Source organism: Nitrosospira multiformis, assembly GCF_003050865.1.
Classification (GTDB): Bacteria; Pseudomonadota; Gammaproteobacteria; order Burkholderiales; family Nitrosomonadaceae; genus Nitrosospira; species Nitrosospira multiformis_E.
The window spans coordinates 1-13,564 of record NZ_QAOK01000039.1 but is presented as its reverse complement, the minus strand read 5'-3'; the positions used below and the strand labels follow the sequence as shown (position 1 = coordinate 13,564).

13 protein-coding genes are annotated in these 13,564 nt (G+C 53.3%); 7 read left to right on the top strand and 6 right to left on the bottom strand.

Annotated features, from left to right (window positions below; translation table 11 throughout):
• Positions 1 to 738, bottom strand: a 738-nt coding sequence (locus tag C8R21_RS14300) for a type 1 glutamine amidotransferase domain-containing protein (protein WP_107763309.1), incomplete at its 3' end; no start/stop codon positions are given.
• Between the two features lie 497 nt (positions 739 to 1,235).
• Here C8R21_RS14300 and C8R21_RS14290 point away from each other — a divergent pair.
• Positions 1,236 to 2,372, top strand: coding sequence for an efflux RND transporter periplasmic adaptor subunit (locus tag C8R21_RS14290; RefSeq protein WP_181258960.1), 1,137 nt, complete (start codon positions 1,236 to 1,238; stop codon positions 2,370 to 2,372).
• A 21-nt stretch (positions 2,373 to 2,393) separates the two neighbouring features.
• A complete protein-coding gene (locus tag C8R21_RS14285) occupies positions 2,394 to 5,570 on the top strand; it encodes an efflux RND transporter permease subunit (RefSeq protein WP_107763306.1) in 3,177 nt (1,058 codons plus the stop codon).
• 363 nt (positions 5,571 to 5,933) lie between these two features.
• On the opposite strand, the gene C8R21_RS14280 is transcribed toward C8R21_RS14285, so the two are convergent.
• Together C8R21_RS14280 and C8R21_RS14275 are read right to left on the bottom strand one after the other, a co-directional pair.
• The gene (locus tag C8R21_RS14280; RefSeq protein WP_107763305.1) at positions 5,934 to 6,251 is read right to left on the bottom strand and encodes a helix-turn-helix domain-containing protein; all 318 of its coding nucleotides are present in this window, start codon (positions 6,249 to 6,251) and stop codon (positions 5,934 to 5,936) included.
• Positions 6,229 to 6,618, bottom strand: a complete 390-nt coding sequence (locus C8R21_RS14275) for a type II toxin-antitoxin system RelE/ParE family toxin (RefSeq protein ID WP_107763304.1) — start codon at positions 6,616 to 6,618, stop codon at positions 6,229 to 6,231. Before C8R21_RS14275 ends, C8R21_RS14280 begins: the two co-directional genes overlap by 23 nt.
• Before the next feature lie 644 nt (positions 6,619 to 7,262).
• Between C8R21_RS14275 and C8R21_RS14270 the strand changes: the two genes are divergently transcribed.
• The gene (locus tag C8R21_RS14270) at positions 7,263 to 7,622 is read left to right on the top strand and encodes a hypothetical protein (RefSeq protein WP_258192431.1); all 360 of its coding nucleotides are present in this window, start codon (positions 7,263 to 7,265) and stop codon (positions 7,620 to 7,622) included.
• A gap of 152 nt (positions 7,623 to 7,774) precedes the next feature.
• On the opposite strand, the gene C8R21_RS16790 is transcribed toward C8R21_RS14270, so the two are convergent.
• The 3 genes from C8R21_RS16790 to C8R21_RS14255 all read right to left on the bottom strand — a co-directional run bounded on the left by C8R21_RS16790 (position 7,775) and on the right by C8R21_RS14255 (position 10,309).
• Positions 7,775 to 8,092 (bottom strand): ArsB/NhaD family transporter, encoded by a 318-nt coding sequence (locus tag C8R21_RS16790; protein ID WP_445668750.1) that lies wholly within the window; start codon positions 8,090 to 8,092, stop codon positions 7,775 to 7,777.
• A gap of 305 nt (positions 8,093 to 8,397) precedes the next feature.
• Positions 8,398 to 8,679 (bottom strand): HU family DNA-binding protein, encoded by a 282-nt coding sequence (locus C8R21_RS14260; RefSeq protein WP_107763302.1) that lies wholly within the window; start codon positions 8,677 to 8,679, stop codon positions 8,398 to 8,400.
• Between the two features lie 346 nt (positions 8,680 to 9,025).
• Positions 9,026 to 10,309: an IS110 family transposase gene (locus C8R21_RS14255; protein ID WP_107763301.1), complete on the bottom strand. Its 1,284-nt coding sequence runs from the start codon at positions 10,307 to 10,309 to the stop codon at positions 9,026 to 9,028.
• Between the two features lie 459 nt (positions 10,310 to 10,768).
• Between C8R21_RS14255 and C8R21_RS14250 the strand changes: the two genes are divergently transcribed.
• From C8R21_RS14250 to C8R21_RS14235, 4 genes are all read left to right on the top strand, one after another.
• Entirely contained in the window at positions 10,769 to 11,137 is a 369-nt protein-coding gene (locus C8R21_RS14250) for a type I restriction endonuclease subunit M (protein ID WP_258192430.1), read from the top strand.
• Positions 11,138 to 11,210: 73 nt separating this feature from the next.
• Positions 11,211 to 11,345 carry a hypothetical protein gene (locus C8R21_RS16545; protein WP_258192429.1) on the top strand — a complete coding sequence of 45 codons (135 nt, stop codon included), beginning with the start codon at positions 11,211 to 11,213 and terminating at the stop codon, positions 11,343 to 11,345.
• 961 nt (positions 11,346 to 12,306) lie between these two features.
• A complete protein-coding gene (locus C8R21_RS14245; protein WP_107763300.1) occupies positions 12,307 to 12,537 on the top strand; it encodes a DUF3072 domain-containing protein in 231 nt (76 codons plus the stop codon).
• Between the two features lie 580 nt (positions 12,538 to 13,117).
• Positions 13,118 to 13,564 (top strand): thermonuclease family protein (locus C8R21_RS14235; protein WP_107763298.1); only part of this gene is annotated, 447 nt, incomplete at its 3' end.

Genomic DNA, 13,564 nt, shown 5'->3' with positions numbered 1-13,564 from the left:
CTTTGGCAAGGGAGCCATTTCTTTGAGTTCTTTGAGCTTCCTGACCACGGCCTGTCCCACATTTTTGGTGCTTTTGGGATTCTGGGCCGTAATCAGGAGGCCATCCTCCACGACATGAGAGCCAAACGGCATCATTGCCTTGCTGTATCGCCCCCCTCGCTTTTGTAGTTCTTCCTCCAGATTGAACGGAACCGCTTCATCGCGGTTTGCCAGTTTCTCTTCTTTCCACGAGAAGCCCGTTACCTCCTTGCCATTAACAAGATATGTACCATTGCTCAGCTTCACTTCCAGCAGACCACAAGGTCCATGGCACGCGGCCGAAACAACCTTGCCGGATTCATAGAATCCGGCAGTCAATTTCGCCAATGATGCGCTTTTCGGGAAGTCGAACATGACGCCGTGGCCACCTGTCATATAGATAGCATCGTACCCGGCCGAATCCACGTCGGACACTTTCAGCGTGTTGTCCAGCAGGCTCATGAAGGTTTTGTCTTCGTAGCGCCTGGAAAGGCTCCCTTTGAGGCCGATGGCATCCCCCATTTCGGTGATGAGCAGGCTTTCGGGATCAAGGGGAGTTTTGCCGCCCGACGGACTGGCAATATCCATCTTATAGCCTGCTTCTTCAGCAATATCCCAAAATTCGACAAGTTCGCTAAGCCACAGTCCCGTTCTGTATCCTACCTTTTCAAACAGATCTGAATTGGTGACGATGATAAGAATCTTGTTGGTCACAGTCATTTTTCTGCTCCTATGTGTAATGGCTACCAGTCAACTGGCGTGATGGCCAAGTCTATTCAATACCACGAGTCTTTCAGGCTGATCTGCTCGGTTATCAACATAGTCCAGTAAAATGTTTGCAAAGTCATGTTGAAGCCGCGAATGACTTGCATCCACGGTCCAGTTAATCCAATGAGGTTTTCCCCTGTTGCCGGGGATAGACCAGGGATAGGATTGTGGATAAGTCCCTTAATCCTTTGTTTCAGCTTGATCTAATGAAATTGGTCAGATTTGTTGCAGCAGTGCGCTGGAGGCGGCCGCCTCTGGAGAAACCTGTTGAATGGCTTGATTCGACTTTTCATAGGGAAAATCGATGACAGCATCTGGGCAAATTTGTCGACGGAATGCGGAAGCTTCCTGGTCCTGGCCACTGATAGTGGTAGGTGGACGAACTCCTACCTTGTTGTTTGTTGCAATAGCCAAAAGGGATACGCGTGCGTCACTCTCAAATGGATAAAATGTTCCGTACACGCTCGATTATGCCAGGCATAATCATCGCATTGACGCTAGCGCTGCCAGGTTGCGACAGCGAGCAGGCGGGCGGCGGACAGGCGCCGCCTCCCCCGGAAGTCAGCGTCGCCCAGGTAGTCTCCAAGCCGGTGCAACAATTGGATGAATACACTGGCCGTGTCAGCGCGATCCATACCATTGAACTGCGAGCCCGCGTAAGTGGCTATGTGCAGCGCGTCGCGTACAAGGAAGGCCAGGAGGTAAAGAAGGGCGACCTGATGTTCCTCATCGATCAGCGCCCCTATCGGATAGCACTGGCTAATGCGCGGGCACAGCTCGATCGTGCACGCGTGGCGGAACAGCTCGCAAGCATGCGGGATAAGAATGCCCGGCTGCTGATAGAATCCGAGGCAATCTCTCGCGAAGAGTTGGACACGCGCCGCACCACGCACACGCAGACCTCCGCGGATATCGATGCTGCCGAGGCGTTGGTAGCCGATGCGAAGCTCCAGCTGGAATTTACGGAGGTGCGCGCACCAGTGGCTGGAAAAACGAGCCGCGCCCTGGTAACCGCCGGTAATATGGCCGTTGCCGACCAAACCATACTGACCACGATAGTGTCGCAGGACCCGATGTACGTATACTTCGACGTCGACGAGAACAGCTACCTGCGCTACGGCGAACAGGAGCGTGATGGCGAAGGTGCGCCGGCCGGCACTTCGGTACGCGTCGGCTTGGCCAACGAGGAAGGCTATCCCCATGCAGGCACGATCGACTTCTTCGACAACCAGGTCAATTCCGAGGTTGGAACCATACGCGTGCGCGCCGTGCTTCCCAATGCCGATCGCATTTTCACCCCCGGCTTGTTCGTGCGCGTGCAATTCATCAGCGGCAGGAAGGAAAATGCTCTGCTGATCGATGATAAGGCCGTGATGACAGATCAGGACCGCAAGTACGTCTACGTGGTGGACAAGGATAATAAAGTCCAGCGCAAGGACATCGTGCCCGGCCGCATGGCGGAAGGATTGCGCGTGATACAGTCCGGCCTTGCGCCTGGCGACAGGATCGTCGTTGCCGGCCAGCAAAAAATTCACTTTCCTGGTATGTTGGTTAAACCCAATGAAATCCCGATGACCGCGCTGTAAGGCGCGGTGAGGTAAACTTCAGTGGATTTCTCCAGATTCTTTATCGACCGGCCGATCTTCGCGGCTGTGCTGTCGATCTTGATTTTTGCCGCCGGCCTGATTGCGATCCCCCTGCTGCCGAACAGCGAATATCCGGAAGTCATTCCGCCCACCGTTCTCGTGCGTACCAACTACCCGGGCGCCAATCCGAAAGAGATTGCCGAATCGGTAGCCGTGCCGCTGGAGGAAGCCATCAACGGTGTTGAAGGCATCATGTACCTGAAGTCTGTTGCCAGTTCCGACGGCACTCTGCAGGTAGTGATCACCTTCACGCCCGGCGTGGATCCGGATATCGCCGCGGTGCGCGTGCTAAACCGGGTGAGCCAGGCGCTGCCGCGTCTGCCGGAGGCGGTGCGGCAATATGGCGTGACGACGCAAAAGCAATCCCCGACGCCGTTGATGTACATGAACCTGTTCTCGACGGACGGGCGCTACGACTCGCTCTATTTGCGCAACTACTTGGTGCTGCATGTCAAGGATGAGCTATCCCGCCTGCACGGCATCGGCGATGTGCAGCTGTTCGGCTCGGGCGACTACGCGATGCGTATCTGGCTCGATCCGGATAAAGTCGCCTCGCGCGGCTTGACCAGTGGCGACGTGCTCAATGCGCTGCGCGAACAGAATGTGCAGGTATCGGCGGGCCAGCTCGGTGCCGAGCCTTCGCCGAACAAACCGGATTTCCTCATTTCAATCAATGTGCGCGGCCGTCTCAGCACGGAAGCCGAATTCGGGGACATCATTCTGAAGAGTGGCCCGAATGGGGAGGTGGTGCGCCTGTCAAACGTGGCGCGCGTGGAGCTCGGCTCCGGCAACTATACCGTGCGCGCGTATAACAACAGGAACACCAACGCCACGGTAGGCGTCTTCCTCTCGCCGGGCGCCAATGCCTTGGCGGTAGCAAACTCGGTGTACGCGAAGATGGATGAGCTATCCAAGCGCTTCCCGCCGGGCATCGTCTACGATCCGACATGGGATCCCACTGTTTTTGTGCGCGATTCGATCCGGGCTGTGCAGAACACGCTGCTGGAAGCCATTTCGCTCGTCGTGGTTGTCGTGATACTTTTCCTGCAAACCTGGCGTGCTTCGATCATCCCTCTGATCGCGGTACCTGTGTCGGTAGTAGGCACCTTTGCAGTGCTGTACCTGCTCGGTTTTTCGATCAACACATTGACCTTGTTTGGTCTCGTGCTGGCGATCGGGATTGTCGTCGACGATGCCATTGTCGTCGTCGAGAATGTCGAACGCAACATCGAGGAAGGGCTGGCGCCGCTTGCCGCCGCTCATCAGGCGATGAAGGAGGTATCGGGCCCTATCATTGCCATTGCGCTGGTGCTGTGCGCGGTATTCGTGCCGATGGCCTTCCTGACGGGTGTAACCGGCCAATTCTACAAACAGTTCGCAGTGACCATTGCGGTTTCCACGGTAATCTCGGCCATCAATTCATTGACCCTGTCACCCGCATTGGCGGCCATGCTGCTCAAAAGCCACGACACGCCCAAGGATGTGCTATCGCGCGTGATGGAGCGTTTGCTCGGCTGGGTATTCCGTCCCTTCAACCGCTTCTTCCGGCGCAGCTCCGGGAACTATCATCGTACCGTCGGGCATGCGCTGACAAAACGCGGGCTCGTGTTCAGCGTCTATCTCATGCTGCTCGCCTGCACCGCGCTTCTGTTTAATAAGGTACCAGATGGTTTTATCCCGACACAGGATAAACTTTATCTCTTCACCGGCGCCAAGCTGCCGGAGGGCGCCTCGCTTGCGCGCACGGACGAGGTCGTGCGCAAGATGGTTGATATCGCCCTTGGCACCGAGGGCGTGGAGAAAGTGGCAGCCTATGCAGGCCTCAATGCCTTGCAGGTTACCAACACGCCTAATTTCAGCGCCGCCTATGTCATTCTCAAGCCGTTCGATCAGCGTAGCCGCAGCGCTAGCGCCATCGTTGCGGAGCTCAATGAAAAATTCTCTTCCATTGAGGAGGGTATTACCTTCGCATTAATGCCGCCGCCGATCGAGGGATTGGGCAATGGTTCCGGTTACTCGCTTTACGTGGAGGATCGCGCCGGCTTGGGTTATGGCGCACTGCAGGATGCGACCAAAGCGTTCCAGGGCAAGATCGCGCAGACCTCGGGATTCACTTATCCGGTCAGTGCTTATCAGGCAAATATTCCCCAGCTCGAAATCAAGGTTGATCGCACCAAAGCCAAAGCGCAGGGCGTGTCGCTGAGCGAACTGTTCAATACGCTGCAAATCTATCTGGGCTCAGCCTATGTGAATGACTTCAACCTTTTCGGGCGCGTCTATCGCGTTTTTGTCCAGGCCGACGCCGGGAAACGGCAACGTATTGAAGATATTGAGAAACTGCGCGTCCGCAATGAGAGCGGCGATATGATACCCATGAGTGCGATGACGACGATCACCCCGGCCTATGGTCCCGACCCGGTGCTGCGCTACAACGGTTATCCCGCTGCCGACCTGATTGGCGATTCCGATCCGCACCAGTTATCCTCGGGCCAGGCCATCATCCGGCTAAAGGAAATGGCCGGGGAAATATTGCCGGACGGCATGATGCTCGAATGGACGGACCTGAGCTATCAACAGGTGACGCAAAGCAACGCCAAGCTGATCGTATTTCCGCTTGCCGTCATGCTCGCTTTCCTCGTGCTCGCCGCATTGTACGAAAGCTGGACGCTGCCGCTTGCAGTCATCCTGATCGTGCCGGTATGCATGTGCGCCGCCTTGCTCGGCGTGTGGCTGACCGGCGGCGACAACAATATATTCGTGCAGGTGGGGCTGGTCGTGCTGATGGGCCTGGCCTGCAAGAATGCGATCCTGATCGTCGAATTCGCCCGTGAACTGGAATTCCAAGGCAAGGGGATCGTTGAAGCGGCACTGGAGGCCTGCCGCCTGCGCCTGAGGCCGATTGTCATGACATCCATTGCCTTTGTCGCTGGCTCTGTACCGCTGGTACTCTCAACAGGTGCTGGTGCGGAAGTGCGCTCAGCCACGGGGATTACCGTATTCGCGGGCATGATCGGCGTAACTCTGTTTGGACTGTTCCTCACCCCTGTGTTCTATGTCGCTCTTCGCAAATTATCGGGAAGTGCGCTTATCAGGCACAATCCGAAAGCGGGTGGTGTTCCGGAGCATACCCAAGACTAATCGGTATTCAGGGGATGTAAGTCCAAACCGTCGGAAATTCCATCACTGCGAAATACCTGACAGCACGGAAGCTTGTCGAGGTTTGTCATCTTCAAGCTATACGGACTTCTTGGGCATGCGCTCACCTGGCGCGCGGGAGCAGATTACGAAACTCTCGTTCAGGATCATATCCTCACGCCTCTGTCTGGAGATGGCGCTTGGTATAAGGGAAACATCGCTTGTCCCGCACTTGATACAACACTTGCCGTACGACGCGTAGCGGGATGCGCAGTGTGATCCGGCCGGTGGTGACGTTCTGAACTGCATGCTGGATCAATAGAATCCAGGCACTGGGATATTTCTGGCAAATCTATCTCCCAACAGTCAAGCAATTGCCTGAATCCCGTTCTTCTTGATCACAGTCAGTAGTCGCAATGCCGGGCCACCCGGCTTCTTGACACCTCGCTCCCAGTCCGAAATCAGGTTCTTGCTGACATTCAGATAACGGGCAAAAACGGGCTGTGACAGGTGTTCGCGCTCTCGTAGCTCACGGATTTCCTCAGGTGACATGACCTGCACGGGAGCAAGGCACGACTCGTCGAACTCGCGCATGGTCTGTTTATTGACCGCCCCAATCTCATGCAGCGCCTCCATTGTCTCGTGGATTGCTGCGAGCGCATCACTCCGATATTTCTTCGCCATTTTCATGCACCTCCGAAAACTGGTTCTTGCCGATCAACTCAGCCAGCTGTTCGTCCGTTAGTCCAAGGACATGGGCTGCTGCCTTCTTGAATTGTGTTTCCTCGTCATTATCGATGTTGTCGCGCTCGCTTTTAGCAAAGCCGTACACGAAGAAGGCACGTCCTGCTGCATGATACAGAATGATGGTGCGAAAGCCTCCAGACTTGCCTTGACCTTTCCGGGCCACCCGTTGCTTGATTACGCCTCCGCCGAGATCGGCGTCAATCTGACCCTTCGCGGCTCGTTCAATGGCTTCAAGCAAGGCTTTGTCAGGGATGCATTGCTTACGCGCGAAGCGCTCGAACCATGCATTCTTGAATACCCTCACAAGGTCATCCTATCACTCATCTCTTAGAATAATCACACATAGCATTACACAAAAGTTGTCTCATCTCAAACATCCTTATGCTTGGAGTCGGCCTCGCCCTTGGGACTGGATATCAGATAATCCGCGTTACCTGCCTTCCAATATCACGGCGCGTTTCAGATTATTGACCCAGTACTCAGCGGTGGCTTGTAAAACAGCTGGAATTTGGGATATCCGCTAGTCCGGCGAATTTCATCCAACTGCACTCGGGCGTCACGATCCCGAAGGGCGAATCGCCCCGTAAGACTTTGTTCGGGGTGGTGCTAGAACAGTCGCGGCACGGCCTACTGGATTTGCTGGCTGTCCGCACGGCGACCTCGATCAATACCGTATCAAGCAGGAAAAATGCGCATTGGATGATGGAGCGAGCCTCATGACTGCTCTGAATTTTCGGATGAACTGCTGCAGTTAGGACTTAAGGTTCGTAATGCATAAGCAAAATATTATGATAATAATCATAACATGTGACTTTTATTTATAGTCGCACTGAGTACAATGTTCCAATGTCATGGACACATCAGCAGGAGCGGCTTTCGCTTCATCCATTTCATTGGAGTCTACCTATCATGGGAAAAGAAATAAGGAAGTTTTTAACATCCCTATCCATGCTGGGCTTGCTGGCCTCCTGCACCGAGACCGGTACGCTCGAAGCAAGGAATGACAATGCGAGCATGGCTACAAAAAGTATCAGAACTTTTGTCGACCACGACGAGCTCGCCAGGCGGTATGAAAACCGAGCCAGGAAACTGGTGGAAATAGCAGCAAAACACGAGAAACGGCTCCAGTATTACGAGGACAAAAGCGACCTCTATAGGAGCCACGGACAGAATTCACAGCCGCGTGCCACTGCTCTAGTGCAAAAATACAAGCGGGCGGCAGAGAAAGCCGCCGAAGCCGCTTTTCACCACAGGATGGCGTCGCAACCGGCGAAACGCGATTATGTTGCTTCGATGGCGTTACATTGATCTGGATTGCTCCAGGCTTAGCATTGAACTCTGGCGGGCAATGGACAGCCAGACGGTTGCTGCTTGACCTCCCCGGCGGCTGGCTACAAAGCTCGCTTTTAAAAAAAGGAAACTTACTAATGAGACGAGTGATTGTTTCCACTATTGTTGCATTATTCGGTACTGGTGTAGTCATATTGGGGTTTGCTGCGCTCCTGCGTCACACCGTCTTTTTCTATACGGCGGACGGATATATGTCCCCCCAAACTGCAGTAATTCCGTTGCATTCCAGAGAATCTGCCAGACCACAAGAATATTGCTGAGATGGACCACGCCTGACAGCAGCGCCAGGACTGCACCAAGCCTGACAGCAGCGCCAGGACTGCACCAAGCCTGACGTTCCAGCCAAGGCCCACCTGGTACGGCTGCCAGATCACCAGCACAATAGTGACAAGAAAAATCAGTATGGCGGCAAGCAGGTCAATTCTCACTCTAGCGGGTTAACCGCTCTTTGTGACTTTGGGCTTTAGCAGTCGAAACAGTGTGAAAATCTGGAACGTACCTAAGATGTGTCCGAAAGTCCGAGACGGCTGGAAGCTTACCAGGCGCTATATCAGGATTATTTTAGGGTGTTTCGGAGGCGCTCATTGTGTTTCATCGATCGCTTGCAGTTCCTTCCTCGAAGCGGATGAATGCAATCTCGATAATGCGGTCATGCATGGTGTGCGGCCCGTGGTTTCCAGGTCCAGGATGACGCAGGGAAAAGGGAGCAAGGTTACAGCAGCGGCGAGCGTAGTTAAGCTTTCTCGTTGACTGCCGCCTTGAGCGTGGCGCCCGGCTTGAATGCAGGCACTTTTGCAGCCTTGATCGTCAAATTCTCTCCCGTCTTGGGATTGCGGCCAGTGCGCTCGCTGCGTTCGCGCACTTCGAAGGTGCCAAATCCTGGCAGGGAAATGGAATCGCCTTTCTGCAGGACTTCGGTGATGGTTTCGGTCAATGCTGTCACGGTCCGGCCGGCTTGAGCCTTGCTGAAGTTGGTTTTCTCGGCTATGGCTTCGATCAGTTCATTCTTGTTCATCAGTCTTTTTCTCCTTTTTAGTTTTCAAACTCCCGCCAGCTTACACAGTTAATCGCCTCCGGCAAAGAATCAATGAAATGGGATTCATGAGAGATTTTCGCAGTGCTGCGAAAATTTCCCATCCTCGTTTGCCGCTGTCACAGGCCCTGCCAGCCGCTTTGCTTTCCTGTCATGGCCTGTGATCCGCAAAGCTTTGCGGCCGCGGCGCACTTGAATTCCAACCTCGTCGGCACGGTCCGATAGCTCCCCGCGCCAATCCCCCCACAACGCCCCCCAACGTTTCGTGAGGGGGACTCACGCCCTGAGTTGGTCCGTCAAGACTGTGAATGTTCCGGGATTCCCCCTCTCATGCTTTTGCCAATTTTGGTTCCGTGTTCTCTGGACCGAGTAGTGCGAGTAACGGCGAACTACGTTTTTTAAGCGCATTCAGGTACCTGGATTCATCATAGGGTGTGCGATTTTTCCAGCAACGGAAAAGGATACGAATCCACTTGAATGCCAGTGCGCGCAAGGCAGCTTGATGAGAGCTGCCTTTTCCCCGCTGCTGCTGGTAAAAAGCGCCTGCCCAAAAAGATTTATTAACGGTTTGCGCAGCCCATTCAACAAACGTTTGCCGTACAAACTTTGGACACCGCAACCGCCAATGTACCCAGCTTTTCTGACCGCTTCTTTCAAGAACCGGCGCAATGCCCGAATACATTTGCAATTCACCGGCAGTTGCATAGCGTTCACGCTGCTCACCAAAGGCGGCAAGCAGGCGTGGCGCCAGAGCTTGACCGGCGCCAGGCAAGTTACTGAAAAGCTTATAGTCTGGTAGTGTCGGGGCGAGTGCTGCAATCTCCTGGTCAAACCGATCAATGGCCTGCAGCGTAATGCGTATCTGTTCGACCAGCACCTGCGCCAGTAAACGATGCGACGTGATAACGGCAACGTCCTGGGTCAACGGTTTTGACGCCTTGATCGCTTTGATTCGCGTGGCAATGAGCGTGGCGGAACGCAGGTTATGCGCCTTGAAAAAGGCTTCCAGCACAGACTTGCGGGCTTTCTTTGCATGCATTTGCGTGGGCCAACGTATCACGAAATCGCAAAACAGGATCGTATCCCGATGATCGAACCACTCAAGCGCTTGCGGATAGTATTGCTTGAGCGTGTCGCCCAGGCGATTGGTGAATCGCGTCTTGTCGTCTGTCAGGGCACGGCGCTGCTCAACCATGGCGGCCAATGTACGCATGGCAACACTCTGCGGCTTCAGTGGTTTAAATCGTTCTGGATGGCGCATTATCAGATCCAGCGCGAGTTCAGCATCGGTCGGATCATTTTTGGCCCGACTTGGTTTAAAGGTTTCTCGATATTTTGCCAGCGTCGACGGATTGATTGGAAATAACACAAAAAAATCATACTTCTGCAAAGCGTAGACGATCGGACCTTTCGTCAGTTCGAGCGCTATGGCAATGGTTCCGCCAAAGCGTTCGTGCACCGCGCGCGCCCATTGCTCGATATGGTCAACCTGGTGTGGGATAACAGCAAATTCCCTTTTGTCGTTGTTCGAAGCCTGCAAGCAGACATCATGTTTGGTGTCTGCCCAATCAATGCCGATGAAGGCTGTGAATGTGTTTGTTGAAGAATTCATCCCATTTTCCCGAAGCGAAAAATTAATGGAGGAGACCTGCATGCTTGAGTTCTGCGAAGGCAATATAGTGAGTCGATCGATCGGCATGCCCTGAGTATTCGTTGACGAACGCAAGCGCATCCGCGGATTCGAAGCCGAGTCCCAAAACATCGAATGTTTAGTGGGGGGTATTCGTAATCCTCGGATGCATGTCCCGCCTTCACCGACAGCTACCTGCCAGCCGTTTCAGTATCACGGAAAACGAGACGGAGTAACTATATTGTGGGGGGATAAACGAATACGCGGGAAGCATAGTCCCGCTATTTGCCTGCCCCTTTTACCCCACCCATTCCCAACCCTTGCCCGTGAGGGCAAGGGCTGTCCCCCCACTCCCGTCGCCCCCAGGGGCGAAGCGAGGAGAGCCGAATAAGAGGATCAGTTTTTATAGCCTCTTATTCTTCAACTCATTGGGAGACTTTCATGGAACACGTTACACAGGAGCAGGCTGTACAGGAACAAATTGAATCGCACCCGGTTTTTACCCGAGAAAGAGTGATCTATCCGCTTTTCCCCCTGGGCCAGGTGGTGGCGACAGGAGGAGCCATGGGCATAGGCGATCTGTCACTGCTTAACCGCTGCCTCAACCGCCATGTACGCGGTGACTGGGGTTGTGTTTGCGAGGAAGACGCGAAGACCAACAATGAGGCGACGAAGGCGGAGTGGCGCATCCTGTCTGCCTACCCCATCGACGAGAGCAAGCCTTGCAAGGGTTATGGAGACAACACGCTCTGGATCATCACGGAGGCCGACCGCAGCGTGACTACATTTCTCTTACCTGACGAGTATTGAGCCTTTATGCCGGTGCTTGCACCGGCTTTTCCCTATCATTTATTCCTCATGGAGACAAACCACATGAAAACCATTGAAGCCGGCGGATGTGATGCGCGAATTGAAGAAGGATCAGTTGGTGATGAGAGCGGATGAAGAACTCTCAGGCTTGCACTGGTTGCCGGATAACTTCAAGGCAGCTAAACCGCAGGAAGAGCAGGAATCCTGATCGTCTCGCCCCCCTCCAAAGGGGGGCGACGACCAAAGATTTTTGCCTGTGCAAAAATGAAACTTTACGCAGCTTGGCGTCTGGTACATACCCTGACAGCACAAAGAGCACTGTAGAGCATCGACTTGGCACTGTCGCTCCGCAAACGTTATGGATTAAGCCAGCGCTGCCGTCAACAGCGCCACCGACATGGCCAGAAAATATGAAATGGCAACAAATTTTCCTTTTTTCATCATCTTTTCTCCGACTGTAAGTTATTTGTGATACCCGAGGGGTATTATTTCTTGGTTGACCACGTTCCCTGTAAAGTTTTCGCGGACGCGAAAGGCTGCATGCTACAGCTTTAGTCGAAACCCAAAGCGTGCTAAAGGGAGGTTTTCTCCCCTTTTTTTCATCAAATCCACCTGCTCATTTGCGATAGCAGAGGCCGCGTACAGGAATGAAAATATGGGGTTACTCGGCGTCCAGCCACCTCTTTGTTCCCATTGAATGGTCCAAGCCGATCCATCGGTAATCTTTAAGCAGTACGTTCCCACGCCTCTTTACAATCTTCATTTGGCAATAGTCACACCCGGCACGCCACTAGGGGGTAGATCCGTGATAGTCCTCTGGTAAAACATTGGGAATGCGTCACGGTTCAGCGGTCAGACCCATTAATCAGCAAGGGAAGATTCGAGAATGAAGGCCGGCCGCAACTTTAATGAGCGAGAAAAAGGAGTTACGATTAAAGTGGGGACTCATGGAAAAGCATGTCGTTGTATTGCTGTACGACAAAAATGTTTTTATTGAGCGAGATTCTCACTGGGAGGCAGCTATCACATCTATTTGTGCCACATCGTTCCCGCCAGCTTTAATGTGGAAGCAATCCCTTCCATAATATTTATTAAAACTGGATATTTATACAGTTCTTGATGTCGAATCTAGTGGATGTAAGTTTGGATTTTTTGGTTAGGAGAATTCAATGGAAAAACAAATTCAGGATAAAGCTGAAAACAGCAATATGGTTAAAGATCCGGACGATTGGACGACCGGTGATGAACCGATGACCGGTGCACAAAAATCTTATCTAAGTACGTTAAGCGAAGAGGCTGGCGAAGAAATGAATGAAAATCTATCCAAAGCGGAGGCGTCAAAGAAGATCGATGAGCTTCAGCATAAAACTGGTAGAGGATTGAAGGAAAAAGAGGAATGATTCGAATCGACCGGGGATCGTCTTAGAACCCGGAAAAAATAGTACATTAAGCCTTTAGCATTACCACGCTTCTCGCAAGCGATTCTTCCAGAGAAGGCTTTGTGAAAAAACGAGTCGCACAAGCGCTCGCTTTCTCTGGCACATTCTCGAAAACGGCTCTCGTATCAAGCCGCCCAGACTATCGAGTTTCGAGCACGGCCAAAGTGACGATTCCAACCAAAGTCGAACACTTCCATTTGAGTATGCCGATCTAGAGTACACCCTGCTGCGCCAGGTTGTGCCCGTCCATACTGCGTACCACCTGTTTTTGTACCGAAATCGCCACCTGCACGAATTTTTTAGGGCGTTGGCCCCCCACCGAGTTTTCCCCGATTGGCGTGGACAGGTCTGTTGATAACAGCCTAAGCTCGTGTCTCCGCTTTGGTTTCCTGCACCGATCAAGATTGTGGCATCTTCCAGGAAAATTCCCAGCCGCGTGCTTCAGCTCTTTGCAGGTTCCCTCTGCTAGCCTGCTCAACAGCAAGGCGTAAAACTTGTAGTATCGTTCAAATGCTTTTGAGTTAGCCATGACACTTACTCTATGAAGATACCCCCCGCTCCCCTGGCCTTGAGAATCGCCGCCATCGCGCTCTGCAGCTTATGCTTTTCCATCGCTCAGGCGAAAATATTGACGGGGCGGGTGGTCAAGATCTCTGATGGCGACACCCTGACAGTTCTCGATGAGTCAAAGCGTCAACACAAGGTAAGACTTTTGGGAATTGACGCGCCAGAGCGCAAGCAGGCATTCGGCACGGTATCCCGGCAAAACCTGGCTGATCTAGTCTTTAGCAAGAAAGTTGCGGTAGAGTGGTCCAAGCAAGACCGCTATCAGCGTGTCCTGGGAAAAGTGCTGCTGGATGGACAGGATATCAACCTTGAGCAGATCAAGGCGCGACTGGCATGGCATTACAAACGGTATGACAAGGACCAGCAGCTGGCTGATCGGCGCCTTTATGCGGAGGCCCAAAAGGCAGCCAGTCTCAAGGGC

Bases quoted from the DNA above. Each gene is read 5' to 3' on its own strand.
- C8R21_RS14290 (WP_181258960.1), top strand. From the start codon at position 1,236: ATGTTCCGTACACGCTCGATTATGCCAGGCATAATCATCGCATTGACG.
- C8R21_RS14280 (WP_107763305.1), bottom strand. From the start codon at position 6,251: ATGGCGAAGAAATATCGGAGTGATGCGCTCGCAGCAATCCACGAGACA.
- C8R21_RS14270 (WP_258192431.1), top strand. From the start codon at position 7,263: ATGCTGGGCTTGCTGGCCTCCTGCACCGAGACCGGTACGCTCGAAGCA.
- C8R21_RS14260 (WP_107763302.1), bottom strand. From the start codon at position 8,679: ATGAACAAGAATGAACTGATCGAAGCCATAGCCGAGAAAACCAACTTC.
- C8R21_RS14255 (WP_107763301.1), bottom strand. From the start codon at position 10,309: ATGAATTCTTCAACAAACACATTCACAGCCTTCATCGGCATTGATTGG.
- C8R21_RS14250 (WP_258192430.1), top strand. From the start codon at position 10,769: ATGGAACACGTTACACAGGAGCAGGCTGTACAGGAACAAATTGAATCG.
- C8R21_RS14245 (WP_107763300.1), top strand. From the start codon at position 12,307: ATGGAAAAACAAATTCAGGATAAAGCTGAAAACAGCAATATGGTTAAA.